The organism is Rhizobium sp. TH2, from assembly GCF_024707525.1.
Classification (GTDB): domain Bacteria; phylum Pseudomonadota; class Alphaproteobacteria; order Rhizobiales; family Rhizobiaceae; genus Rhizobium_E.
Map to the genome: position 1 here is coordinate 4,309,415 of NZ_CP062231.1, position 26,302 is coordinate 4,335,716.

22 protein-coding genes and 1 pseudogene are annotated in these 26,302 nt (G+C 57.0%); 4 read left to right on the forward strand and 19 right to left on the reverse strand.

The window, feature by feature from the left end; genetic code table 11:
• Positions 1 to 2,027 precede the first annotated feature (2,027 nt).
• On the reverse strand, positions 2,028 to 2,468 hold the full coding sequence (locus tag IHQ71_RS21340) for a hypothetical protein (RefSeq protein WP_258158436.1): 441 nt from the start codon (positions 2,466 to 2,468) through the stop codon (positions 2,028 to 2,030).
• Between the two features lie 218 nt (positions 2,469 to 2,686).
• Between IHQ71_RS21340 and IHQ71_RS21345 the strand changes: the two genes are divergently transcribed.
• Positions 2,687 to 3,274 carry a hypothetical protein gene (locus IHQ71_RS21345; RefSeq protein WP_258158437.1) on the forward strand — a complete coding sequence of 196 codons (588 nt, stop codon included), beginning with the start codon at positions 2,687 to 2,689 and terminating at the stop codon, positions 3,272 to 3,274.
• 357 nt (positions 3,275 to 3,631) lie between these two features.
• Here the strand turns inward: IHQ71_RS21345 and IHQ71_RS21350 are convergent, their stop codons facing one another.
• From IHQ71_RS21350 to IHQ71_RS21365, 4 genes and pseudogenes are all read right to left on the reverse strand, one after another.
• Complete coding sequence (locus IHQ71_RS21350; protein WP_258158438.1) at positions 3,632 to 4,570, reverse strand: sensor domain-containing diguanylate cyclase; 939 nt, start codon at positions 4,568 to 4,570, stop codon at positions 3,632 to 3,634.
• Positions 4,563 to 5,858 carry a PAS domain-containing protein gene (locus IHQ71_RS21355; RefSeq protein WP_258158439.1) on the reverse strand — a complete coding sequence of 432 codons (1,296 nt, stop codon included), beginning with the start codon at positions 5,856 to 5,858 and terminating at the stop codon, positions 4,563 to 4,565. Before IHQ71_RS21355 ends, IHQ71_RS21350 begins: the two co-directional genes overlap by 8 nt.
• A gap of 306 nt (positions 5,859 to 6,164) precedes the next feature.
• Positions 6,165 to 6,791 (reverse strand): annotated as a pseudogene (locus IHQ71_RS21360) (tyrosine-type recombinase/integrase).
• A gap of 375 nt (positions 6,792 to 7,166) precedes the next feature.
• Entirely contained in the window at positions 7,167 to 8,141 is a 975-nt protein-coding gene (locus tag IHQ71_RS21365; RefSeq protein ID WP_374989896.1) for a Bug family tripartite tricarboxylate transporter substrate binding protein, read from the reverse strand.
• A 434-nt stretch (positions 8,142 to 8,575) separates the two neighbouring features.
• On the opposite strand from IHQ71_RS21365, the gene IHQ71_RS21370 reads away from it, so the two are divergent.
• Positions 8,576 to 10,021, forward strand: coding sequence for an adenylate/guanylate cyclase domain-containing protein (locus tag IHQ71_RS21370; RefSeq protein WP_258158440.1), 1,446 nt, complete (start codon positions 8,576 to 8,578; stop codon positions 10,019 to 10,021).
• A 525-nt stretch (positions 10,022 to 10,546) separates the two neighbouring features.
• Positions 10,547 to 10,822, forward strand: a complete 276-nt coding sequence (locus IHQ71_RS21375; protein WP_258158441.1) for a hypothetical protein — start codon at positions 10,547 to 10,549, stop codon at positions 10,820 to 10,822.
• A gap of 136 nt (positions 10,823 to 10,958) precedes the next feature.
• On the opposite strand, the gene IHQ71_RS21380 is transcribed toward IHQ71_RS21375, so the two are convergent.
• A complete protein-coding gene (locus tag IHQ71_RS21380) occupies positions 10,959 to 11,363 on the reverse strand; it encodes a hypothetical protein (RefSeq protein WP_258158442.1) in 405 nt (134 codons plus the stop codon).
• A 222-nt stretch (positions 11,364 to 11,585) separates the two neighbouring features.
• Between IHQ71_RS21380 and IHQ71_RS21385 the strand changes: the two genes are divergently transcribed.
• Positions 11,586 to 11,810 (forward strand): hypothetical protein, encoded by a 225-nt coding sequence (locus tag IHQ71_RS21385; RefSeq protein WP_258158443.1) that lies wholly within the window; start codon positions 11,586 to 11,588, stop codon positions 11,808 to 11,810.
• 1,017 nt (positions 11,811 to 12,827) lie between these two features.
• Here IHQ71_RS21385 and IHQ71_RS21390 read toward each other — a convergent pair.
• From IHQ71_RS21390 to IHQ71_RS21460, 13 genes are all read right to left on the reverse strand, one after another.
• Positions 12,828 to 13,754, reverse strand: coding sequence for a glycoside hydrolase family protein (locus IHQ71_RS21390; RefSeq protein ID WP_258158444.1), 927 nt, complete (start codon positions 13,752 to 13,754; stop codon positions 12,828 to 12,830).
• Between the two features lie 109 nt (positions 13,755 to 13,863).
• Positions 13,864 to 13,989 (reverse strand): hypothetical protein, encoded by a 126-nt coding sequence (locus tag IHQ71_RS21395; protein WP_258158445.1) that lies wholly within the window; start codon positions 13,987 to 13,989, stop codon positions 13,864 to 13,866.
• A gap of 150 nt (positions 13,990 to 14,139) precedes the next feature.
• Positions 14,140 to 14,574 carry a GFA family protein gene (locus tag IHQ71_RS21400; protein WP_258158446.1) on the reverse strand — a complete coding sequence of 145 codons (435 nt, stop codon included), beginning with the start codon at positions 14,572 to 14,574 and terminating at the stop codon, positions 14,140 to 14,142.
• Between the two features lie 181 nt (positions 14,575 to 14,755).
• Positions 14,756 to 15,271 carry a M10 family metallopeptidase C-terminal domain-containing protein gene (locus IHQ71_RS21405; RefSeq protein WP_374989897.1) on the reverse strand — a complete coding sequence of 172 codons (516 nt, stop codon included), beginning with the start codon at positions 15,269 to 15,271 and terminating at the stop codon, positions 14,756 to 14,758.
• Positions 15,272 to 15,910: 639 nt separating this feature from the next.
• A complete protein-coding gene (locus IHQ71_RS21415; protein WP_258158447.1) occupies positions 15,911 to 16,138 on the reverse strand; it encodes a hypothetical protein in 228 nt (75 codons plus the stop codon).
• A 75-nt stretch (positions 16,139 to 16,213) separates the two neighbouring features.
• The gene (locus IHQ71_RS21420; RefSeq protein WP_258158448.1) at positions 16,214 to 16,930 is read right to left on the reverse strand and encodes a TfuA-like protein; all 717 of its coding nucleotides are present in this window, start codon (positions 16,928 to 16,930) and stop codon (positions 16,214 to 16,216) included.
• Positions 16,927 to 18,045, reverse strand: a complete 1,119-nt coding sequence (locus IHQ71_RS21425; protein WP_258158449.1) for a YcaO-like family protein — start codon at positions 18,043 to 18,045, stop codon at positions 16,927 to 16,929. The genes IHQ71_RS21420 and IHQ71_RS21425 overlap by 4 nt, the downstream gene beginning before the upstream one ends.
• Positions 18,046 to 18,108: 63 nt before the next feature.
• Entirely contained in the window at positions 18,109 to 18,327 is a 219-nt protein-coding gene (locus IHQ71_RS21430) for a hypothetical protein (RefSeq protein WP_258158450.1), read from the reverse strand.
• An 18-nt stretch (positions 18,328 to 18,345) separates the two neighbouring features.
• Positions 18,346 to 20,097, reverse strand: coding sequence for a hypothetical protein (locus IHQ71_RS21435; RefSeq protein WP_258158451.1), 1,752 nt, complete (start codon positions 20,095 to 20,097; stop codon positions 18,346 to 18,348).
• A 68-nt stretch (positions 20,098 to 20,165) separates the two neighbouring features.
• Positions 20,166 to 20,600 (reverse strand): helix-turn-helix domain-containing protein, encoded by a 435-nt coding sequence (locus IHQ71_RS21440; RefSeq protein ID WP_258158452.1) that lies wholly within the window; start codon positions 20,598 to 20,600, stop codon positions 20,166 to 20,168.
• Between the two features lie 1,011 nt (positions 20,601 to 21,611).
• Positions 21,612 to 22,136 (reverse strand): hypothetical protein, encoded by a 525-nt coding sequence (locus IHQ71_RS21445; protein WP_258158453.1) that lies wholly within the window; start codon positions 22,134 to 22,136, stop codon positions 21,612 to 21,614.
• Positions 22,137 to 23,460: 1,324 nt separating this feature from the next.
• On the reverse strand, positions 23,461 to 23,742 hold the full coding sequence (locus IHQ71_RS21455) for a hypothetical protein (protein ID WP_258158454.1): 282 nt from the start codon (positions 23,740 to 23,742) through the stop codon (positions 23,461 to 23,463).
• 1,231 nt (positions 23,743 to 24,973) lie between these two features.
• Positions 24,974 to 25,843, reverse strand: coding sequence for a metallophosphoesterase (locus tag IHQ71_RS21460; protein ID WP_374990047.1), 870 nt, complete (start codon positions 25,841 to 25,843; stop codon positions 24,974 to 24,976).
• Between the last annotated feature and the right edge of the window lie 459 nt (positions 25,844 to 26,302).

Consider the following 26,302-nt stretch of genomic DNA (forward strand, 5'->3'; position numbering starts at 1 on the left):
TTCCTCTTCTGAGAACTCACACATGGCCCGCGTCGAATTCGGGATCAATCCACCCCACCCAGCTATAGAGATCATCCATGCCTGACCCTCCCCTCGTTGTGCTGACGGCAGATCGGGTTCGGTTCTATTGCGGTTGTTTGACTCTGCAGGTGGGGCAGGAGTCGCTTAGAGGGGGCAGGATGATGATAGGGCGTCCGGCTGGCCGAGGCGCCACAGCACGCCACTGAGGCCGCGGGACCTATCCGGTACCGCGATCCCGATTGGAAATCAGGCCAGCGACCCTGCACCTTGACCAAGTCCTGAAAATCTCGATCGGGTTCGGGTGCTCCGTCTCTCGTCAAACTTCGGGTCAGTCCATGACGCGCCGGTCATCCTGGCTTAGTTCGTCAGCAAAATGCTGCCCTCCCTCCGATTCGGCGAAACTAGCTTCCCCCGCGGGGAAACTGCACGACGCCGCAAAGCGGAGCACAGAAGCGATCCCTTCCTCGGTCTGTGATACCAATGAAGCCGACTGCCGGGAATGACCAATCCATCTGCGTTTCCCGAATGTGGAGATCGACCCTACGGAGCGATCAGCTGGTCGGGTGTAATGTGGATACCCCAGAGATCGGAACGAATTCTATTCCGCCTCTACGCCGCAGTTTCCTTGACTCTGTTCGGCCTGTCGGACCGAAGTCAGGGACGCATGTGATCACGCGGGGGCCATGTGCCTCGTTTTCAATTACAGTCAAAGCCGCCGAGCGCTCTTTGGCACGGGACGACATAATGGGTGGTGGAAAAACGGATCACGTATTTGTCCCTAAGTAATGGCGTCTTCAGGTCGAAAAGTTCGACGGTGGAATGGGTTTCCGAAGATGGAGGTGACCTTGCGCCCGACACGCATACGGCGTCGGGCGTCGGCAACTGCGCGCTCATTCAAAAGGCCCGATGTGCCTGCGGTGGGTCGTCGATTCCACCGCAGGTGATGTCCGGGAATAAGTCACTTGCGCCTAAGGTCTCCCATAGCTTTTTCGAGATCATGCCGGTCCCAACTAATCCCCGCTGTTAGGCAGCGATCGCTTACGCAAGGCAAGAGCAGCAGCAACCTTTACGCGTCATAGGTTCTCATATCTAGCATTAGTTCCAGTTCTTCGAGATAGCCAACGGTATTGTTCAGCGTCATGAGAACGTCCGATGACATCTCCGGGCCGAACTTAGTCAGAACTCCTGACAAGTCCCGAATTAGGTCTTGAGCAGTTAAATGAAATTCGAAAAGAAGTCGCCCGTACTCGACAGTGAGGAAATCAATTGAACTCTCCGAATTTGGAGGCGGTGCGTTAGTTAGCAGTGTCATGAGCTCATCAGGGACTGGCATAAGCTTCTCTACAATCGCGAGCGAAATAACCTCGAACCCTTAGGGTAGAAGGTTTTGAAAATGCGGCGAACACCCTGTGAGAGGGCTGTCGCTGGTCTGCTGACGTGTCGAAAACGCGGGCAATGTCCCGCACCACGACATGCCGTGTATTGCCGATATCGGTGAAATGAATGTCTTTGTAATCGTACCTTACGGTATTCATAAATTTTCCTCAGTTGGTTGGAACTCCTATGTATGTGCATACGCCGACTGGGATAAGTCCCGACGTCCCCGAGTATAGTATACTCGGGCCGCGTGCCCGTGTAGGAAAGCCCGGATCGAGGCATCGAAACCAAAAAAGTTCTGAATTCTAGCGATTCTTGGCAAAAGTTTTGTTCGAAATCACAGCGCCGGCGCCAACTTTTGGGATCTGGATCGCGAGTTAGGTTCGGGTTCGCGACCTAAGACTCTAAACCGAAAGACGTCGAGCGAAGGGCACCACCTTTTTATCTTCAAAATCAGTTGGTTGTTCATCGAATGGTCCCGCACAAACTCTGGAAAAAAATTCGCAATCTGGCATGCTATCATAGCGCACCTTCGGTGGTAGCTGCTACCAGTTCCATTATCACACTTAGGTTCGAAAATCGACGCGCGTGCGCTCGAAGAACACTTGCGTAGATAAGAAGATTGTAATTCACTCCCTATGATCAACTTTGAGGCGAGGGAGACGTCCATGGTCAGATATCTGGCAGCATGCCTTTTTGTGCTGTTCGGATTCGCCGAGGCGTTGGCGAGCCAGATTACCATCGCCACCTGGAACCTCGGCTGGCACATGGACCTCGAGACCGCGCAGCATTGGATCGACGAATGTTCGAAGAACTATGTTGAAGATTCCGCGACCGGCAAATTCAAGCCGTCCCAGGAGGCGGGCTTCAAGCCGGGATGGGACATCGACGCCTTCAAGATCGAGGGTTGGGACGTTAGCCGCTATCCGGTCTGCAGCGTCTACTTCGCCGGGGGCGCCGTTCGCGTCAATCTCGAAGCTTACCGCAAGCGGCAGGTGCAGATCGCGAGCTTCATCTCCCGGTCCATACCCGCCGACATCATTGCCTTCCAGGAGGTCAGCGGCGAACAATCTGTCAGGGAAGTGCTCCCGAATGGCGGCCTCGACTACGATTTCTGCCCCGTCACGGGCTACAAGGTGCAGCGCCTGGTCATCGTCTGGAAGAAGACGTTGGGCGACAAGGTGTCCTGCGCGATTGAGGATGCAGCCTGCCCGCCAACCCCGATGACAAGCGGCCGCGCCCGAGCCTTGCGCTCACACTTAAGATTGATGGCAAACTGCTTCGCATCATGGATGTCCACCTCAAGTCGAGGTGCGTGTCGCCCTTCGACGGCGGAAACCTGGAGGGAACGGCCAAGGACTGCACGATTCTGCAGCAGCAGGTCGATCCGCTCGAAAGCTGGATCGAGAGTGCGGCGGCCGACGGAGCCAAGATCGTTCTCCTCGGCGATTTCAATCGTAATTTCTGGCATGAACTGCGCGACCAGCGACCGGCCAGGACCGACGCCAGCGGGACCTCAACGCCGCGATCGGCGGGCGTGCTGTCCCGGTCTCTGATAGAAGAAATCGCCGACGGTCAGCCGGCGGCTGCCAACCTCCAGATTCTCGGTGAGCACTGCCAACTCAGCGATGCCGGGCAGGCGCTCTGCACCCAGGGAGAGATCCGCGACCTGACCACGCCCGAAACGCAATTGCTCTCTTCCGACACCTATCTCGGATGCCGCAATCCGGTGGGGCTCGATCACATCCTCGTCGGACCAGGCATCAACAGCAACGGCCCGGTCGAGCATCTGAGCATAGGGAGCTACGGCGGCAACAGAGCAGGCACTCCGAACGGGAAAGACCAGGTCCTGGCATATCGGATCACTGCCCGATGATCGCGCGGCTGAACTTTTGATCCCGATTTTATCTACAAAGAAGACTTGGCCGCGTTGAAGGGATTCTGACCAACGACCCTGTCGCTACAAACCTATTAGTCTCAATAGCGCCCGAACCCGCCATAGGCTTGGCAGGAATGACTGTCCAATTTGGAACCTAGCGGGGACTTGCGGCTTCGAGGGGTAGGAATGTCAGAAGCGGACCTTCAGGCAGGCTGCGTGATCGACGTGAACTGACCCAACGCGGACGTAGCTGCCTACAGACTGTCACCACAGCATCCGGCAGCCTGTAACTGCCATTCAGAACGGATTGGCTAAGACGCGGGCGACTAACGGATTCCAAGCGGACGATCATGCTCACCTTGGCACCACATGAATGGGCGTGCGTTCGGTCTGGGCCTCGCCGCCCGACGCTACTGCACGGTCGCGTCCCTCTTCCTTGGCCTTGTAAAGGGCATGGTCGGCCGCATTGGCGAGCTCGGACCAGCTCGCCCCGTGTTCGGGATAAGCAGCTACGCCAAGCGACATGGTAATGGTACCAAGTGTGCGGCCCCGATGCGTCACGTGAAGCTGCTTTACCGCAACGCGCAGAGCCTCCGCGCGTTCGATTCCCTCCTGCAGGGAGGCTCCGGGCATAACTACGGCAAACTCTTCGCCGCCATAACGCGACACGATGTCGGCTTCCCTGGCGTTGTCGAGCATCGTCGCCGCCACTTGCTTGAGTACCAGATCGCCCGCTTCGTGGCCGAACGTATCGTTGAACTGCTTGAAGTGATCGACGTCGAGCATGATCATGACCAGCGGCAGATGGGACCGCTCCATGCGCCTGAGTTCGCGGCTGCTCGTTTCCTCGAGGTAGCGGCGATTGAAGAGCCCGGTGTTGGGGTCGCGGATCGACTGCTGCCGAAGCGTCTCGCGCAGGCGAAGGTTTGCCAGCTCCAGAGCGAGCGTGTCGACGATGCCGCGCAGGATCTGCCGCCGCTCGTCAAGCCACCGGGGTTTCTCGGCTGCGTTGGGCTCGCACAGGTGCAGGATGCCCAGCGTTTCGCCCTGCGCGGCGAGCGGCATGCAGACATAGCCGTAATTGCCGTTTTCCGTGATGTGAGCGCAGCGCGGGGAGAGGATCTCCGGCCCGGAGATATGCTCCTGCCCACGCCGCAGCGCCCAGCAATCCTCCGGCGCGAACTGCGCGACGCTCGAACGGACCGTGCCCCATTGCGCCACCTCGTCGACCAGGTTGCGCGATGCGCTCGTCAGGTGGACGGTGCCGCTGAGACCGCCGACGAAGTCAGCCATCGCCGATCCGACCACCGAGAACGCCTCGGGGAAGGTGACGCAAGCCTGCAGAAGCTCTCCCAGCTTGACAAGGCGGGAGGTCGTTTCGGATTTCTCCTGTAGTTCGCGGTTGACGTTTTGCCAGCTCATTGGCCCGCTCGCTGACCACCCTTTCGGCGCGGCGTAGCTCACTGATGTCGCTCAAGGTCAGCACGACGCCTCCCTCGCTGCTGCTCAGCGGGCCGCAGCTCGCAATGGTGGGCATCGCGGTGCGGTCTGGCCGCAGCAGGCGCACTTCGGCCTGATGCTGGCGCCCGGTCGTCAGCGCCAGTTCGACCAGGGACGCGGCGCGAACTGGGCCGCCATTCTCGGGTTGCTCCATCGTGATCACGGAACGCCAGTCCTGGCCCGCGATCCGGTCGGCCCGCAGACCGAGCATCGCCGCCGCCGCCGGATTGGCCGAAACGACCCTTCCGTCGCCATCCATGACGACGATGCCCTCCGCCGCGGCCTGAACAATGTCCTCGACGTAAGATTTCTGCACCAGCAGCTCGCCGCGTGATGTTTCGAGCTCCGCCGCCATGGCGTTGAAGCCCTTCGCCAGTTCGCCGAACTCATCGTCGGAAGCGTTCGTGATGCGCGTGCCGGCCTGGCCCTCGGCCAGCGACTTCATTCCCGCGGTGAGGCTAGATAGCCCGGAATTGAAATGGCGCAGGAGTATAGATAGCAGACCGACCGCGGCCAACATGGCCGCCGCAGCGAACGGGCCTACGATCCACTGCATCGCGCTCGCGCTCTTCTGCACCGCCGCCAGCACGGGCGCGTATTCGAGCGCCACTGCGCCGACAACCGTGCCAGTTGGATATTCCACGGGGACGACCATCAGCTCATGCTGTGTTTCGGCATGGTGATTATCTTCGAGGAAATGGCGCGGAGCGCCGTCCTCCATCGTCAGGGCGACCTCGTTGCCTGCGTCCTCCTCGAACGGCTGGCCAACGACCCGCTCTTCGTCCGAACTGTCGGCCAGAATGATCTTCTTGCGGTCGACGACGATGAAATCTCGGTTGGAACTCTGCTGATGATGCTTCACGAATTCGCGCAGCGCCTCGGGTCGGTCGAACAGCGAACTCTGGCCGTCGGACGGCCTGAAGGCGATCGTTTGCGCGAATTGCCGGGAGACGTTGGTCGCCTCTGTCACTGCGTGCGCCTCGGCTAGGCGCTGTTGCGTCAAGACGGCGGCCGCGCCAACCAACCCGATCAGGGCCGTGGCGCCGAGCACGGAAACGATGATCTGATTTTTGATGCGCACAGTTTGCGTCCAGACATGTGACGGCAGTACGGGCGAAAGACGACCAGAATCTCAATCTTTGTCCATTATTGTTAAGACGTCGTTAACAGAGATAACCCGCTTTCGGCCAGCAATCCGGATTAGAAGCAAATCGGGGACGTTCGCCGACCAAACGACGGCACCCGGCTGGCGCATCTATGATGTCAAGGGCGATCGCCGGCGACGTCTGTTATCGGGCAACAGCAAAGCTCACCTCAACGACCGACATGGGGGCGCACAGCCGCTCTAGCTGATACGCACGACCCCGCTCGAGGCGGGGCCGCATTTTCAAATCTCCGTTTGCTCCGCGAGTTCAAGCGCATCCTCGATGTCCACGCCCAAATGCCTAACCGTGTTCTCAATCTTGGTATGTCCGAGCAGGATCTGAATCGCACGAAGGTTGCCAGTCGCTTGTAAATCATCGCTGCCTTTGTGCGTCTGAGTGCGTGCCGTAGTCTTCACGACGTAGCCCAATCGCAGTCACCCACTCATCGACCAATCGGGCATATTGGCGAGTGCTGAGATGATCGGCATGATCGACCCGGTTGGGGAAGGGGTAGTCATCAATTGTTCCGCCTCTTCGTTCGAGCCACACAAGCAAACTTGCCCTGACGTCAGCCGTGATCTCGAACTGGACAGGATGTCCGGTTTTTTGCTGGATCACTAAGGCGCGGGTTCGGACTTCCTGGCTTGTGACGAGGGTTTCGATCTTAATCTTAACCAGATCGCAGCCTCGTAGCTTGCCGTCGATCGCGAGATCGAACAACCCCCGGTCTCGCATGCGCCCCTCTCTATCGAGGAAGAAGCGAATTGCCCAAATCTGCCGCTGCTTCAGGGGCTTCTTTAGCCGACCTTCCGGCCGGAGTTCCATGCCCGGCGACCCAATGCAGTAGGATCATACTGTGCGATACCCATTTGAGTTCTCCTTTGGCCACCATTGGCCGTTGGAAAAACGTGCAAGTTCCAGATTCAAGGGGCCGACTAAGGAAAGTCCGGTATTGTGGAGCGTGCGACAGAAAGCTGTCGTTCCTCCGCTATATCTGCTTTGAAGGATAAGAGGACGCACATCAAGCGGAGCCGCACGGATGCGCGAAACCAGACAGGGTCTGATGTAGAAAAGTTCCAACGCAGACTGGGGCGATCCTTCTCTACCGCCCCCGATTGCACACATTCGATATGTAACAATCGCAACAAGCCACTAACCGCCAACAATCATGCCTTGCCCGGGCGCTTTTCGCGACGTTCTTGACAGGATCACGGACTACGCCGGCATGTCAGCGGCTTGATGCCTCAGTCGAGCTGGATGCCGCTGCTCTTGACGATCGGAGCCCATTTGGCGAGCTCGGCCTTGACATGCTCCGACAACTGTTCCGGCGTCGAGCCGACGATCGTCGCACTAAACTCACCCATGCGATCGACGACCTCAGGGTCCTGCAGCGCTTTCGCGGCGGCCTGCTGAAGAGTCGAAATAACCTCCGGCGGCGTACCTGCCGGTGCGAAGAGGGCGTTCCAGCTGTAGGTTTCATAACCAGGAACGGTCTCCGCAATGGCGGGAACATCCGGGAAGGATGCGACACGCTCCTTTGTCGTTACGCCCAGAGCTCTCAGGCTTCCGCTCTTGATATGCCCTGATGACGACGGAAGATTATCGAACATCATGGGGACCTGATTGCCGAGCAAATCGGTGAGCGCAGGTCCCGACCCCTTGTAGGGAACGTGCTCCATGGTCAAGCCTGTCATCGTCTTGAACAGCTCGCCGGAGAGATGGAGCGGCGTTCCGTTGCCCGAGGACGCATAGACGTATTTATCAGGATTCTTCTTAAGCAGTGCGATCAGCTCATTGATGTCCTTGGCGGGGAACTGAGGGTTCACTACCAGCACATTCGGCACGATGACAAGCAGCGATACAGGCGCGAAATCCTTTTCAGGATCATAGGGCTTGGTTTTCAGAATCAGCGGGTTGAGGGCATGTGTCGCGACGGTCCCCATGAGAATGGTGTAACCGTCAGGCTCTGCCCGCACGACTTGCGCAGCGCCGATATTGCCGCCGGCACCCCCGACATTCTCCACGATGATTTGCTGGCCAAGAAGGTTCGACATCTTGTCGGCCACGAGCCGGGCGACCAGATCCGTCGAGCCGCCTGCCGCGAAGGGCACGACCATTTTGATGGTGCGCTCGGGGAAACCAGCGGCCCAGCTTGCCGAGGTCGGTACGAGCAACGCCATCAGCGCAGCAAAGCCGAATATCTGCTTTCGAAAATTCATCCTTGTCCTCCTCCGAATATGAGCCGGCAGCGCACGACCAATGCACTTTGTCAGCATTACCTATAACCCCACGAAACGCCAGCAGTGCAACTTGGTTTCCTTGATAGGCGATCTCGTCCTAGGTCCTGGCAAAATCGGATGCGGTTAGCCCGAACGTCACCGCGTCACTCTTAAACGGTCCTGCAGTCTGTTGGAACGCTTTTGCGGAGCTCCCCGTTCTCGGCATCCGTGTGAGTTAGGCGAACGGCAGGTTACAGGAGATGGCCTGGCAGTTCGAACGACGGGAATGAGGGCGCGAAGCCGCCTTGCCGTGAATAACGCCAGCATGTCTGCTATTGGGCTACCGGGGCGTGCCGTCAACGACCAAAATGAGGGCGCAAAGCGGACACCGACGACCGCTGTTTCGATTGCAGGCGTAGCTCGACGGTTGGCGGATGCAGCTCGCCGTTCCGTTGCTCAAGCGGGGAAGTTGGAGTATGTTTCAGGTGGTAGCCGACTGCGGAGGAGCGGTCGGAACGGTTGAGCAGGCAAGGCCCGCAAAAACATCAGGTCTCAAATCTGGAGGGGCCGGAGCAGAACCGTCCCGAGCGGTCGCGGCATTTTGGCCTTCGTGCGATGGGAGGAGCGCCGGCATGGACTTTCCCGTACCCGAAAACGAAGTCGAGCGCTTGGCCGCGGTGCAGGCCTACCACGTATACGGCACGGCCCCCGAACCCGGCTTCGACGACCTTACCGATCTCGCCGCGGTGATCGCCAATGTACCGATTGCGATGGTCAACATCGTCGGCGACACCAAGATCTGGCTGAAATCCCGTCACGGCGTTCCTCCGGATATCGAGGAGGTCCCCCGCGCCGGCGTCTGCTGCAGCGACTTGCTGGTCGTTCCCAACACGATCGCCGACGAGCGTTTCAGGGAAATGCCCTTCATCGCAACCGAACCCTTCATCCGCTTTTACGCTGGCATGCCGCTGATCGATTCTGGTGGCCGGGCGCTGGGAACGCTCTGCCTCATGGATGTCACGCCGCGCGAGCTCACCTTCGAGACATCCGAATGCATCCGGCGCATCGCGCGCCAGACCACCGCCCAGCTCGAACTGCGTCTGAAGATCGCCGAGCTTATGCGCTCACAGCAGAACCTGGCCGCCGAGAAGCAACGCTCCGACGACCTGCTCCTCAACATCCTGCCCCGCAACATAGCTGCGGAATTGACCGAGAAGGGCTCGGTCGAACCTCGCCACCATCCCTCCGCGACGATCTTGTTCACCGACTTCGTCGACTTCACCCGATCCGCGGCTGAACTCTCCCCGCGGGAGGTGGTCGATGACCTCGATATGTACTTCTCGGAATTCGACAGCATTGTCGCGCGGCATGGGCTGGAAAAACTCAAGACCATCGGCGACTCCTATATGTGCGCTGGCGGTCTGATGCTGGGCCAAAAGGACCATGCTGTCCGTAGCTGCCTTGCGGCTCTCGAAATCAAGCACTTTGTGATGCGCTCGAACCAGCGCTGGACTGCGATCGGCGAGCGACCCTGGCACCTGCGCGTCGGCCTGCACAGCGGCAGCGTGATGTCCGGCGTCGTGGGAAAGAAGAAGTTCACCTACGATGTCTGGGGCGACGCGGTGAATATTGCATCGCGAATGGAGAGCACCGACGAAGCCGACCACGTCAACATTTCCGAAAGCACGTATCAACAGGTGAAGCCGTATTTCGATTGCACGGCGCGGGGTGCCCTCGAGGTTAAAAACCGGGGCAAAATGACGATGTATTTCCTCGACCGCCTGAAACCGGAATATTCGGCGGACCTGGACGGCGTGGAAGCCAACGAGCGTCTGAAGAGCGCGCTCGCCGGCACGTCGGTCCTTTGGTCCTTGCACTGAAGATCCGGGACAAGTACCGCGGAAGCCTGTCGGATGCGAATTCGAGGGTGTTGCTGGGGAGTACTGCGCCAATGACCGTTATTGGCGCACACATGCCGCCTCGAACGTCCACTGCATTGTCCGCTTTCGAGACCCCGCTTGGCGGGACTATGACCGATATGAGGGCGCAAAGCAGTCGTGGACAAATCAGCCAGGCGACGGTTCTCGAATATACTCATGGCGTAGATAATTAATCGTGCGGCAGATGTCGGCTTTGCGGCCGGGAGGGACTGTCCGCGACTATAGGCTCGTCCCGCGAGTCCCGGACGTGGCGCAAGCCAGGCACCTCATTCCGGCAAGTTTGATTTGCCGCCTATTGGCCGGGAGAGGTTCTTTCGAGACCGGCGGAACAGCGCGGATTGAGATCCATGGGTCCGAACGAAGCACACATCTTGGTGATGTGCATCTTGGCGATGATCGCCATGGGGTTTTTCGTCTTGGCAATCAGTCCGGCTTGAAGGAGCAACATCGATTGGGTCGGATGCAATGACTCAAGACTGGCAGAGAAAATACCGCTGGCGCCGAACGTGCCCTGATGAAACCGACATCGACGGCAAACCGTTCGAAGACTATTGCGCGTTCGATGACGACATCAACGCCGGCAGAATTGGACTTGAGCGAGAGAGCCTGAAGACTGATCATTGGCGCTGGTCTGGCAGTCCCCCTCCGCAATTTCGCGGCACGCCGATCATGCCTAATGCCGGATACAGCCCGACGGCAGCCGATGCAGCGAAAGCGGTCGAGGATTACTGGGTCGCATGAAGACCCAGAAGGATCAGTAACAGCGCGAAAACGCCCCGCCAGGAGGCCGGAGCAGTTTAATCTCCCTGGAGAACCCGGGCGGCATGAGAAGAGTGTGGCGCGTGGGGTGTCGCGGAAAGAGCAACGCGCCACAGCGCTACTTATGTTCGGTTTCCTTTTCGCGCTCCTGACGAAGCGCGCGCAATCGCCTGGTCTTCTCGTCGCGGGCTTCGGCCTCTTGCCGCAAAATTTCCATCGCAGCATCCGTGATTTCTTCCATGCGTTCGCGGCGCTCTTCCGTTGGGCCCGATGACCGATGGTTTCTTTCACCTTCCGTCATTTCAGCCTCCGAAAAGCTCAAGAACGCAAGGCGATGTTTAACGTTCCGGAGTACGATTGCGAACCGAGGCGCGAGATCAGCAACCACCCACCGCGGCTTGGAACAACCTTCCGGGATCCGCATTATCAGCCCGTCCTGCCAAAACTTTGCCGGCCCCCGTTGGCCGGCTCTTTTTTCTAATGGCGGATCGTCAAACGGGACCGCGCCCTCTTCGATGGGCATCGAGTTGGGCGCGGCCTTGTCGCGAATACGCTAGACACGACCGCCTGAAACGCCATTGTCTCATTGCAGTTCCCGGTCACCATCGCTCAGTCAAAAACGTACCAAGTGTCCTTTTGCGGTTGGCCCCGACGCGCGCCCTCCATTCATGTAATATTCACGCAACTCCGAGTATATGGCGCCAAAGTCGGTCATCTCGACGACATGATGCACTGGAGGCCATAAATGCAGGCAATTCCCACCGGAACGAGCGCAGATCCAGTGCAATTTCTGGCGATCAAGCGGGTCTATGAAACCCTGGTATCCTCTGACTGGTTTTACGACACCGAGGACACGCGGCAGGATTTGTCAGATCTGATAATGCGTCAATATCGACGGGGCTACACCAACGAGGCCGATCTGCTTCTCGCGTGCGCGACCCCGGCAAAGGAGCGCTACTCTGCCGGGTAATCGCAAGCGTATGTGCTCGCATAACGATCACGCCGCCTGCTTATGCACCTGGACATCGCCCAACCGGTCGGTCCCTTGGAACCACCGCCCACCCATCCGCGTTAAAGCGACAAGTTCGCCTGCGGGTTTTCTCCCGACCCGCCCTCACTAGCCGGCCTCGTGGCCGGCTTTTCTTTGCATGTCACCGATGGGTGATTATCCGCGCCGTAGCTCGCCCGCCGGCTTGGTCGCCTGTTACATTCGCAACGAAACTTTACTGGACACCCCTTAAATTTTGGGGGTTTATATTAGAGGGACTGTATACAAGCTAGGGGTTTTATCATGCGCGCTACAATCGAATTGTGCGGTCCTGAATACGCTCCGTCTGACCGACGAAGGGACGCGGAAAGGCGTAAGGCAGCAACTTTGCTGGTGCGGCAACTGATGGTCCAGATGGTCCAGGCCGGCTGGCGCGAGAGCGAGGCGGCGCTGTCTCTCGCCGACGCGTGTGACGATTATTGCTTATACCTTGCACAGTATCCTCAGCGGATGCTTGAGCCAGCTAACAGCAACACGTTTTCGGTCGCGTCGTAGACGACGGCCGCCCAAAGCAAAAGGCCGACGCGAGAGCCGGCCTGAATTCGCGGCAGGGGTAGACACCGCTATGTGGTGTTGATTCTCACCTAGATTCCATCATACTTTTTCGGAAAAACTCCGTCAAGTAATTCTAACTTAAGTCTTATTAAGATTCACTTATAATTGACCTGGGTCAATTCCATGAACAAAACCACTCTTCGGGCGTCCCAATCAGCCCGGCGTGGGTCGCGCGACTGCTCTCGAATCGAAGCCCATGTCGCATCTGCACTATCAGATTGCCATTCCATGCCTCAGCTCTTTGCCCGCGCTTTCTGACATTTCGTAAAAATGAAAGGTCAGAAACGGACACTCGCATTGCCAAGTATGGGGAAGCCGGCGCCCAGGATTTCAAGATGATAGCGGATGGGAACCTGCGACATGACGTGCATGTGGAGGGCTGATTTACATCGTCAGTTCCTGAAATACGTGACCCACGGCTGTCAGGTTGCCCGCGGCATCGATGAGTTCGGTGTTAATGTTGAAGTTCCAGCCGTCGGCGGCCTCATAGGCACCGAACCAGGCATGACGCTTCACGAACTTCAGATCATCCATCATCTGGATCGCTTCGGCAGCGAAATCGGCTGCTTCGTCGGCCGTGAACCGGTCCCGATCCGCCCAATCGACGAGAGCCCATTCAGTCACCCATACAGGCTTGTGATATTCCTGCCTCACGTCCTTCAGAAATGCCTTGAAATCCGCAACGCTGCCGTCGTCGGAATAGTAATGCACAGCGACAAAATCTACCTGATAATCTTTGCGGTCCGCCTTATCCATGAACCTGCCAAGCCATGAATCGTCACCGAGCGTCTCTGTCTGCGTGCAAGCCGGGGAGCCGAGCTCCAGGTTCTTGTCCATCAGCTTTGGCCAAAGCTTAAGCGCCTCTCCGACGCTGAGATTGGACTGACCCGCATTGTCTGGCTCGTTGAATCCAAGCAGATAGCCGGACGGGGCGCTGGCAAGCCGCTCGAAGTTGGCAGTCGCGATTTCATCCCTGCCCCAGATCATCGGTACGAAACGCTCATCATTCCTGCCAGCCCCACCGGCCGACCAGAGACGATGGTGACCCCAGTTTGTGTACCAGCTGAAATCGAACTGCCTGAGATCGGATAACGCTGTGCCTAGCCCGTCGAGGTCCCAGGTACCGATACCGATCTTCCCCGGGTGTTCCACGAGATCTGGATTCGGCCTGGCTGCGGATTTGTTCTGCGACGTTGGCATAGCAGCAGAGTTGAAAATGAACTCGTCATCTTCAGCCGTCCCGACCAAGATATCCAAGCCTGTTCCCCGATGTGCATTCCTATGACGACCGTCGATATTGATTTCAAACATTAGAGCCCCTGAATAGACGAGGCCGCTTTGCCAGTACTGAAACCACCTGTCAAGGCGACACGTTCACCCCGCCGGCGAGGCACGGACGAACGAACAACAGGAAAATGCTTCACGACAGAGCGGTCAAAGGAACGGTGTCTTCGTCGAAATCAGAGCCTGCAAACTTGCGAATCCTGACCTTGATCTCGTCGATATCCGATACTCTGATCCCCACGACGGCCAAGCCTTCCGGCATGCAGCCCAACCTGCAATGAGGCTATGGACAAGAAGCCGAGCTATCACCCGGAAAGCGTGTTGACAGATTGATGGACTGGCGGAAGAAATGTTGATGCCGTCGAACCAAGCTTCGGAGGTGTACCGCCCCCTCAACACCGGCTGGCCTGAATCACTCCACGATCAATTCTCCCGTCCCGCCCAAAGCCGTGGGAACGTCCCGATATTTGGGTAATCCGTCCTTCATCGGCAGCACAGTCTCCTGATAGTTTACATGGAGCGCGGGTTCGAACGGCAGTGTTGGAACAATTGCTGCATAAACGTCGGTGACACTCCAGAGCGGATGGTCGGTCATAAGATGTCCACCGCAGATTTTGCACGATTTGCGCACGCTGTTGGCGGTCTTCTGATAATCGACGAGATTGTCCGCGCCCTTGACGATCCGGACCTTCTCGGGCGGCCAAAGCGTGAAGGCATTCACGGGTCCCGCCGACCACGTCCGACATGAACTGCAATGACAAAAGCCCATGGCGGCCGGGTCGCCGCTCACCTCGATCTCAACTGAGCCGCAGAAGCATTTTCCGGTGTGGCTGCCATTCTCTGTCATGACGTCCTCCTTCGGCTCGCGTTACCCGGGTCCCGGGTGAAGGATAAAAACGAAGTGATCGTGGCACTTTCGAACGAACGTTGGGTCGAAGATTAAAGGAATACGCGCCTTACCGCTCTAGCGGGACGCGCGTGACTTGCAACGAAGCAACTGGTGTCCGTGGGTTGCGTCACGAGGTGGTCTAATGGCTTCGCAGCAGTGGGGGTGGACTAACCAAACTCCCAGTCGCGCGCCGTCTGAAGCCAGCGAGCACCATCCAGCCGAAAATACCTCCGCCACTATACTGAAAAAACCAACCATCCACCGTGCCGCCGCTCAATTTGATCGCCTCGTTGAAAGTGACCGAGGTTCCGGCGGGAATCTGGATCTTATCGCCGCCAACACCCGCGATTTGTTGAAAATCGGTGACTACTTCGTTGTTCTGTGAGCCACTTTGCTTCAGCTGGCCCGGTAGATACCGGAAAATGTCTTCGCCGTCGCAGCCGGTGATCACGTCGCGGCCTTCACCACCGATTAGAATGTCGTTGCCTTTCCCACCAGTCAAATGATTGACGCCCGCGCCACCCGTGATGTCGTCATTCCTCTTGCCGCCGTTGACCTCGTCCTCGCCGGCGCCGGCGTTGATCTTGTCGTTTCCGGCCGCGCCGAAGATGAAGTCATCACCGCCGAAGCCAATAATGATGTTATTCGAAGACATTCCAAAAAGATCATTATCTTTGTTATTGCCTTAATCTTAGCCATTCCCATGCCTCCCACTGGCCTGACAAGGCGGGCAACTGAAGAAACATAAGTATAGATAGAAATAGTAGCGTCTTCTAAAGTAGTGGTGGAGTCAATCTATGATGCCCTCAGAGAGGTAGCGTGATGGGCCTTCATTCCAATTCTGCAAGCGGGTCCTCTTTCCGTAGGGGCTGTGTGGGTAGGAACCGCGACATTCACAGAGGCAAGTACTATCGCCATAGAAGCGAGGGCCCACTTATCGGAGATCCTCCGTGGGAGGATTGCCGTTCGTCAGGTGATGTACATATTGCCATTGGCGACACTTGGTGATGAAAATATCGACCCGTTCCCGTTGGTGGAGGTCCGTGTTCTGCCGGATCTGCCTGCCGAAGCGAAAAAGGAAACTCTCATTGCCGCGCAGCATATAATCGACAGCGGCGTGCTAGTGACACTGACATGGTCGGAAAATCAGTTTGATAGCACCTTGAAGCGAACTGTGCACTACAGCCGCGTAGGGGCTGCCGCAGGCAATCTCGACTGCGAGACGAAACACTGCTGGTCGCGCACGCCCAATCGGCACGCTAACGTGACACTTCTCGGCTATTCGTCCTCGCCATTACTGGCAGGTCGCGACCACCGGAAGAGTCGATGTGACCATTGGTAAATCCGCGTCATCGGAGGCGCCCTGCAGTTCTCGAACGATTGCATCGAGAGTGCTCGCCAGGTGATGTTCGACATCCTTGGCTCCCAGGTCACGTGCTGCCGTCTGAGCATAAATAACGAGACGCGCGATGGCGGTCAGTTCCGATTCCCAGCTCGCTGCACTTTGTACAATTGCATCCATTTGCTTAGCCCCCTTAATCAGAGGACTGCAGATTAACGCAGACCAGATTGGCACGCGCGTGACACGACCGTGACACTACTCATGGAATAGTCCAAACTTCTCTCGCCAAAAAGGTGTTGTCTGGAACGTCCAGGCCACGGCCGGTGCGGCGACCGAATCTGGATATCTCAGGCATTCCACCAGCGCAATCGCATCGCGACGCTTCTGGTCGATCTGCGCGATTGGAAGCAATCTGCCGAGTTCAAGTTTCCGAGGCGGAGCAAGGTCCTGGCAATTCTGGACAATCTTGACCCAAGTTCGCTCTTTGAAGAATATGTCAGTTGCACTTCGCTCGAGGCTATCTCCCTCATTGGGCGTGATGACCGTGTCGTTTCCAGCTTGGAGCAGCGTGGCCTTGACATTCACCATCGGCACCGTGAGGGGAAGGTAGTTCATCTCCGCGGGGGCATGAAGAAGCGCGACGTCCGCGTCGTCGATCACGGTCCCGTCACGGTATTCTTCAAAGATCCGACCAATACCGATCATGCCGTAGGTATGACATTCCGCCGCGCGGAGTGCCCCCATACTTGCCGCGCCAAGGATTTTCACGCCCCTTGAGAGACCGTAGAGAATCTCCTTGTGCCAGACGGGCGCGGTATATTCGAAGCCGCCATCGACGAGACCGATAATGGTCGCACCGTCGTCAATGGCCGCCATGACGTCGCCTTGTGTTGCTGGAGGGCGAACGATTACGCCGGGATCCACGATCGAGGCGGCATCTGGAAGGCTGGGGCCAACGAACAGGACTTTCATGCAAAGAGCGCCTTGGCGATGGCTCGGGATCCGAAGCGTTGACGCCGAGCGCCCTCTGGGTTCTCAAGTCCGGGGATCAAGACCTTGACGACGGCGAAGGGAAGATCTGGATCGTTGAGTGAGACTGCAAATACGTCGTGGACGCCTACAGCGCGAAGCCGGTTCAAAACGCCAGTTGCGTCCAAGACCTCGCTTGTGTGGGGCCGAGCGATCTGGCGAGGCTTCGCATCAAACAAGGCACGGATACGCTTCGGCAAAGGACGCTCGAAAACCTCCCGAAAGACATCGTCCCTCGCGCCGCTGATATAGGTGAGACGTGACTGTGCGGCTTCGGTCAATGCCCTGACCGCCGCCTGTTCCGGGGCGGGATGGGTTCCGCAGCCATAGGTCACTTCGACATACCGCGCCGTGTTCGCCTTGATCTCGTGCGCCGGGCCGAGAAGTGCGGTGAATGTCGGCACCTGGACATCGCTGGTTATGTCGAAAAGGCGAAGTTCCAGGTCGGCCGCCGCCAGCTGCTGCTGTAGGCGCGTCACGTCTGAAGACCCTAGGCAAGCAGGATCAATACACGTCGCCTGTTGCTTGGGTAGCTTGAGGAGCTGCCAGAGCGTATGGGCATCCCTTTCTATGCGCTCCAGAAGCCCGTGGTAGACCGCCTCCTCGATCGTGTTGGCGGAAGCAAGTCCATCCGACGATTGCCAATAGCGATTGTTTGGTCGCGTGCGATCGAGCGTCACGGCCTCATAGGGCACGAACACCGTCTCGCCTGTCGAAAGGTCGGAACTGGCAACCCAGTCGATGACTTCATGGGGCGAAAGCAAATCCTGCCCGCGCGCGATGAGTTGAGGGAGCGGATCGGCACGACGCCCCTCCCCTTCCAAAGCAGCAATGGACGTTGCGACAATGCGCACCTGCGGATCGCATCCTACGGCGCGCTCGAGCGCCTCCATCGTCGCCGATGTTCTGGCATCATCATCAGTGACGCCCTTTCCCTGGGCGACGACAATGGATTTGGCATTCGGCGTATAGGCACACCACACGGGAATCCCAACCTTGTCGAGCCCGGTATGACGCGCGACACGTGTGATCCCAAAGCGTGCGAGATGCGGGCGCACCCTCTCAAATGTCACGCCTGATGGGAAGAGCCGGTCGGCTGCAGAACCGCGCAATACACTGACTTAGGTGTCGAACAAGCCCGAGAAAGCTGAATCAGATGCCTCTACGGCAATCGCCAGATTGACATCCTTGACCACCGTGCCGCCGGCAGCTCTGATCTGTGTGATCGCGTCGAGTTGCGGTGACGGCGCGGGATTGAGTGGCCGCACAGTGCCTGCATCAATATCCGCCACCCAGACCGCATCACTTCCAGGAAATCCGATTACAACAACCTTTGACATCTTGTCCCCTCTTGCTCTTCAAAAACCTGCCTTCGACAGGCCTTCACGATAAAGATCCTTCTGCCATTGCTCCTTGACGGGAAGGACCGACAACCACAGTTCGAGGTCGAAATGTGGATTGAGTTCATGCGCCTTGCGCCGGTGAAACCGTGCCTTGCGACTGTTGCCCAGCATCGCCCAGCTGGCGGCCAGCAGACGTTGCGCTGAGCCGGGGGTCGCCATGCGATCGATATAGGAGATCGCCTCCTGGAAGTGCCCCAGGAAGTAACTGGCGCCCGCCGCGCTCCAGAAATAATCATCAGGGGCAATCGGGTTGAGCGAAATTGCCTTCTCGATCTTGCTCAACCCTTCTGATGGACGCGATGCGTGAACCAGCGAGTCCGCATAGCTATAGATTGCGTCCGCGAAGTGGGGGCTGAGCGCCTCTGCTCGATCGAGCGCCTCCAGGCTTTCATCGACGTCCCCGAGATAGAGTTTGGCAACGCCGAGCTCACGATAGGCGGAAGAGAGTTCTGGGTTCCCCTTGATCGCGAGCCTGGCACTCGCTTCCGCGGATGAAAGCAGGTTCCTGTCGCCGCGGGCCGTCAGCACCCATTCCATGGAATAGGTTCTGGCCAATGCCGCATAGGCTGGCGCGAAGGAACCATCCAGTCTCAGGGTGTCCTTGAACCCGCTACGTGCTCGACGGATTTCCGGCAGCGAAAGGCCTTTGAGATGACGGCTCGCCTTGAGGTAGGTGAGGTAGACCTCCGGGTTGGAACGAACGTCCGCGACGTCGGCTTCCATCTTCCGAAGTTCGGCCACGATCGCTCTGACAATCGAATTCGCAATGCTCCTGCGCAGTGTCACGTGATCATAAGGTAGCGGAAACCGCTCGGCCCAGATGATGCTGTCCGTCGGCAAGAAGATCATCTGGACGAAAAGGCCTTCATCGGAAAGCGCGGTGTCGATCACGTAGGTAATCGCGAATTTCTCGAGATGGGTCGCCTTATCGGGCATCGCTCGGATCTTCTCGGCCGTGTAAGGAGCCACGACCGTGACCGAGCGGAGCGAGCAAAGACCCATGGTGATGTCTTCGATCAAAGCGGATGCAAGCGACGATAAAGCCGAGCCATTGATGATGGGCGGCAGCAGCACCAGCCTTGGCAAATTGGTCGGGGGTGGCGCTGGCAGCCCACCACCGTCGGTGGATATGGAAGACCGAACGCGGAGATCCGGGGGACTTGGCGTGGGCTCGCCTCGCCCTTCGCGACGTGCCTCGACGAGGATTTCGCGGATCTTGCTCTCATCCGGATAGTGCTCGAGAAGCAGATAGGCGATCTCGACAATGTCGTTGAGGTGGCGTGACCGGGAGTTCGTTGCCCACACTTCGAACAAGGCCGTCTTGAGTCTGCGAAACAACGTGTCGATCTGTTTGTTTCGCCAGACCGAAAATGCAATCGACGCGGGCGCTTGAAGAAATGCCTGTTTAAGTAGGCCCGACATCGACTTCAAATCGTGGAGTTTGGACGGTCCACCGATCAAATCGACGTCCGCATCCATCCTGTCCGGGCCGAGGCATATAGTATCGGACTGAAAAGTGAGAGGAACGTCCCAGCCGTCGGCCGACAAACGCCGGATGCGTTCAATCATCTTGCGCAAACTGGCCTGCGCCGCAGACTTATCACTTTCACTCCACAGGAGGCCTGCGATTTGATTGCGGGTTAACCGGCTCACGCCTTCCAAATGCATATAGGCCAGCAAAAGGAGGGCCTTCTCGGGAAGCGGCATGTCCCCACGCCCATCTTGCGAAAGTCTCAACTCTCCGAAGGTTTGTAGCCGCAGCATCGGGATTGCGATCAGACTTGAGCCAAGCCCTCCTCGCCCCCCGAAATGCCGTCCTCGTTTTTGGCAATCAACGCGACGAGCTGGACGACGCGCTGGCGAACCCTCGTATTGTCGAGTTTGAGAAATGCCGTATTGAGTTCAACGCCCTGGCGGCTGGACAGAAACGAGATGATGGCATCCTCACTGGCACTGCCATTGGGCTGTGCCAGGAGCGAGCTGTCTTCTCCAGCGAAAAAGTAGCTGACGGGGACACCGAGAAGCGTCGCGATGTGCTGCAGCCGGCTGGCCCCAACACGGTTCGTGCCTTTTTCATATTTCTGGACCTGTTGGAACGTGATGCCTAGTCCCTGGGCCAGCTTTCCTTGTGACTGCCCCAGCATCATACGCCGTACGCGAATACGTGCGCCAACGTGGACGTCGATTGGATTGGGTCCATTCTTCGGCATGGCTGATCCTCCCCTTGGTTTTAGCCACTATGATGGAAGGGCGAATTCTTTGCAACTATTGCTTTAAGAGGTGATAGTTTTTGAGCATATTTTTGGTCGGCACATTGTCTCAGTCGCCGCGCGTGTTCGAATGGGGCCGTTACTAGACTAGTTAGATGGGTGATGAGATTTTCGGACCATCGACCCCGATCCTGAGCAGGCAAAAGTCGCTATATCATTAAAAATCGACAAGCTGGATGCTTACCGCTGCCACTGCCCTCAAAACTGAATGGTCTTAGGCGGCAGATCGGCTCATATCTAACCTGCAACTCAAAGCCGGAGTCCACAAATCTGCGGTCCAACTAAGGGTTCTACAACACGGCATCGACAAAGCTTGGGGCGAGTGATGCGCAGTGAATCGCAAGCATTGCCGCAGACGAGAAATTCCCTCTTTACGTCGTCACCGCTTGCTGCCTCCGACACAGCCTGGGCCATGCGGAAGCGGGAAGACGCGAGTTGCTCAGGCTGATCTTCGCCGTGCAGTAACTTCGTCTCCCCGCTGATCAGCCGACACGCTGCAGCCGCATTTCTCGAAGCTGGTCGCGAAGGAGCCTGAGTTTGTCAATGAACTCCATGTCACTCCCCAGTTTGCGTCAGAAGAATGAAGTCCACTCCATGCTGGGAACAAGATTGAGGCACGAGTGTTTGCACACGTCCGTGAAGGATGCTTCGCGTGGACCGGCCCGGTCGCTCCGGGGTCGTTCTTCACATCCCAAATACTGCACTACCTAAGCAAACGAACCGGCACACTGGCGAACGTGCGGTTCGTTTGAACTTAGCTATTAATTGTCAAGCTCAGGGGCTGAGCCGTCAAAAGGGTGCTGGACAGATCCCAATAAATCCTTACGCCATCTTGGCTTTCAACCGATCCCGCTAATCATCGACCGTTTTTGCACCCTCATCAGCCGTCGGAGAGTACCCGGCATTCGGTTCGTTCCATGCGGAGTGAGTCGAACGCCCTCTCAGTAGCGATTATGATCCTGTACCCGGCTCGAAGACAAATAGGTCGTCGGCCGTGAGTACTTTCTCTTCGCCCTTAAGCTTAAGATGAGCTAGGAGCACCTGTTCGCCGCTACCATCGCCATCAGCGTCGAAATATAAGTTGTTGGTTTCTGCATCGAAAATCAGGAAGTCGTCCGCATCCTGGGCGGCTAAGCCTTGGATGAAGTGGTCCGTTGATACCACTCCGATCCCGAGTTCATCGAAAACGGTAATGTCGAGGCCGATCCGGTCCGAGCCATGTTTGAAATCTCCTATTTTATCCGAGTGTTCGTCGCCGAGTTCCTTGAACAAGAACTGGTCGCGTTGCTCGCCACCTATGAGCTTGTCGTGTCCAAGGCCCCCGTAAAGCTTGTCCTTGCCTTCGTCACCGTAGATCTCATCATCACCACCCCGGCCGATAAGTTTGTCATTGCCTTTGAGACCGTGAATGGTGTCGCTGTTATTGGTACCTCTAATTTCTTCAGAGTAGTTGTGACCCGGATAATTCTTACGCATGGCTCCCTCCATTGCTAACGAGGCGGAAAGTTACGCTTCACGCATTCAACAGGCAAGAAAAGAATTACATATTACTTACGTTAGATTTACAGCGGCGCTCTTACGCATCCCAGCGACACTCGACGATGCCAGGATTGTAGAAGGACTGCCAGAGGGCCTGTGGGAGCGTCTTCGCCCTTGCATAGGAAACGGCCGGATTGAGCTCCGGCCGCCTCGTTTGAAATGAGAATTTATGCGTTGGCTCCGGACGGCTGCTTGAGGATTATGCGGAGAACAGGCAGTAAACCGCTCCGCCCGGAGATGTTGATTACAGCGCTTAACTAAAGAAAATTCCAGATGGCAATTTGATTGCTATCCACCTCAAAAGGATAAGCAATGTAATTCTCACGGCCAGGTGGCGTAGTTTTCGGACGGCTGTGGACGGCGACGTCTGAGTGGTTCGAGCGAGGCGGAACGAAGAGATTTTGGACTGCGAAGAAGACGGATAGGAATTGTTGGAGCCGCCTGGCGACCGAGATCCCGGAATGACCGGCTCTCGTTATCGCCAGGGCAGATGCGAGTTCTCCTCGCGATTGTTCGAGGCTCGGCGGTTGCTTCGAGCGGCGAAAAACGAGAGTATCGAGGTTGCCCGACTCCTCAATGCTCTGCTTTGCCACTGGTGCGCTTTTTATCGAACACAAGTGCGACGAGTAGTCGAGCCATCTCAGATTATCCAGCATATATTCGGCGGTAACTTCGCGTTAAGCGACCTGGAGCATCATTGGCTTGCCGGTTGCGTAGCGTATTGCCGGCCTAATGCAGCGGCCGGTGTATTCTCTCCAGAACGCCGGCCGCCTCTCCTCTTCCAGGTTCCTCCACCGCATCCCATCGCTAACACGCAGGAGGCCTCATAATTACGGTCCCAAAAGAAGCCAAGCGCGAGGAATTCATGCGTCGGAGCAAGGTCTCCGCCAGGTAGCCGGTCATGGCACATGAGCAGCCGCCGGGCGTTTGCAAATGAAGATGAGTAACGCCAGGGTGGCCAATGTGACGAGCACCCCAAGTTTGTGCTTACAAATTTGGCGGACTGCCGTCCATCACCGCCAGAAATATCTTCTCAGCGTCTCCATGAACGGCGGAACAATGCTCGATCTCGATGACAAATGCCTTGGCAATTGCCGCACATCACCTTCGCTCCGCATAAAGCGCCTTCGCAATAAAGTAGCCAGGCGTGTGCGCATGGGCTGGATGACATGACAGGGCAACTTCTGTCGCCATTTCTATGATGTTTTCAGGAATTGTCACGCGCCCTCCAATCTTCACCACCTTAACGAAACCGCCCGCGTCAACGAACCCCAATCGCCTTCCTAAGATTTCGCGCGGCCGAGCCGTCGTCATCGCCAACGGCGTAGAACAGCGTTATGTCGGGGTCTTCAGGGTTTGTTACCCACATGCGGCCCTTGTCGTCCGGACCATTCGCGCCCAGTGTCCGTGTGTAGCTATCCAGCCAAACGTTGGCATCGACCGCCCTCGGGGTGCTATAGAGCGCCCTGCGCTCAATTTCATGGCCTTTCGCATCCTCACGGATTTCAAAAACCCATTTATGGTCAAGCTCGGCTTTACTCATCGTGGATCGATTCCTAGTAAATGAGTTTCGTCATACAACTCGACGCTCAAATTCTACCAAGCAACTCGGCTTTTTTATGGTACAGGGTAAGGTAAATGCGCATCTTGATTGCACGGGAGATCTGACCTGTCATCCTATACTTCTCCAGGCGGAGGTGGCCCGCACCTAGTTCGCCCGATTCCCGGCGATGTGGCGTCAGAGCTCGCGATTGGTTGCTTTAGTTGAGTGATACAGATGGGCGATGTCCAGAAGCTGGCAATACCCGATCAACCGTTGACGCGTGATAGGCGCGACAGCTAGGTTGATTGACCTGATGGGCCGATGCGTCAGCCTGCTCGCCACCATTCGTTCAGTTTGATGGTGACAGTATCCGTACCCCCGTTGCTTACTGCAAGATCGAGCCGTCCATCACCGCTCATCGGCTAACGCGTTTCCATGGGTTCAAGCTCCGGGCAATGTCTCGGCATTGTTTCAAATCATCGTCGACTTGTGGACGGATCCATATGAAGATTGGTATCGAACCAAATCCTGCGCTTCGTTAGATCGCCATGACTTCGGCGCTGGCCTGCGGAGGCGTTTTTTCGTGAGGCAATTGCGCCACAGATTCATGAAAATGCCCGGGGTGATAGGCTAGATTATTCAAGGAGTATTTGCAGTCCAATGCAGTCAAGAGCACAATCCTGCTGCTTCGTTACTTTCGAGGACTTCGCGGAGCACGGGGAAGTTGGCGGACTTCCCCGCTTCTACTATCGTGACATTTGGCTGTTTTTTCATCTTGTTTCGCTTCAGTGAGCGATGGGCGTTTCGGTCGATCCGTGTATCTAGCCAGCTACTTAGCACCCTCATTCAGCCCTTCCTCCGACTTCTTCACATGTCGTGACCCTCGGTTGGTGAATGGTGCGCTACTGCACCATTCACCATAGGCTGTATTAACGATTGACCAATAATGGAGGTTGGCCCTATTTTATCCAAATAGAAGGGGAGCCGCATGGCATTTGCATCGATCTCCAAACATGACCGAACGTGCGATTGCTGTGGTCGCACTTTTTTAAGTGGCATTGGGCACATCGACCGTGGTGATGTCGTGGCGCTGATTTGCTACAATTGCGCGGGCACCAGCGTCGAGGTCAGCACCCTTAAGAGATTGTCCAGGCAAAAGTGGGCAGCGGCGCGAACAGCGCTCAATTCCTGACAATGTGATCGATCTGAGCTAACACCGACAGATATTGGCTCAACTGAGTTCCAACAGCACGATTTCGGGCGACGACATGAATCTCATCGGGATTCCAGTGCATCCAAGGCCCCGTGAAATAATCATTTCCGAACCTCCTTCAAGAATATGTCCGGCAGCGTATCTCGAACCATACTGCGACGGGACAAGCGGTCTCCAGCCAAAGAGATTTATCTGTCCACCATGAGTGTGCCCGCACAACGTAAGCGAGACGCGGCTGGGCACAAGCGGGAATATGTCAGGCTCGTGAGCCAAGAGTATCACAGGTGCACCGTCGGTAACCTGCGCCAGAGTGCGCGGCAGATCGTCAATGCCATTCTTTACGGCCAGAAGGTCTCCTAGACCAGCAAGCCAGAAAGGGTGCCCATCCTTCTCGAGCCGGACGGATTCGTTGACGTAGGTGGCTATACCCGCTCGGATGAGTGCTTTCTGCGCAACGGGCATCACCGTCGGATCACGCTGGAAGGCTTCGTCGTGCCAATAGTCGTGGTTTCCGAAAATGGCATGAACACCAAGCGGCGCTGCCAAGACTTTCAACGCGGCCGCCCAATCGTACGGATCAACTTCTCTCGCGAAATGGGGGATTGCAGTGCAATAATCACCAAGCAAAAGTATTATGTCCGGCATCAAACGATTGGCTTGCCCGCAGGTATCCCGAATTCTTTCAACGGTCATCCAGGGGTCGGCTGCATGGAAATCGGACAAGATTGCAGCCCGTAGCCGCAGACCGGGCGTCCAGTTGCGAGGTGTAAGGCGGTAGGTGGTGACGTCCGGTTCTGCCATGGCCTCCGCCGTTGGATAGCCCATTGCAGCGGCAAGTACCGCGATGGCCGCGACTGCCGTTTTTAGAAATCTGCGCCTTGTGAACATCTCGGATCTACGCATGAAAAACTTCCTGGGACAGGACTGCCGGCCAACTTGGCGCGATGGGAAATGTCACGTGGCTAAGGTGTCTGAGAGAGCGGAGTACGTCTGTCCTCTGGTGCGACCACGCTCGCTTTAAACATGGTCTATAGCCGGAAGGCTCTTTGCAAAAAACCAATCGCCCTATCAAAGCGCCCAAGGCGAGCGTTGGCACGGCCGGACTTCAGGGGCGATGATGATTCGGATGTGATTAATATCCAGGGCCGGCGAATATGCAGCGTTTGACGCTCCGACGCTTTCTTCATCATATAATGCAACGCGAGTTGATCGATAGCTGCTTCAATCTCAGTGTCCGAGAGTTCCGGAAACGCTGTAAAGCACTCGCCTCGCAATTCCGAGATCACAAAACGCCCCCTGGTCCTTTCCAAGGTCTGGAGGAATACTGGTTCTATCAGAGATTCAAGC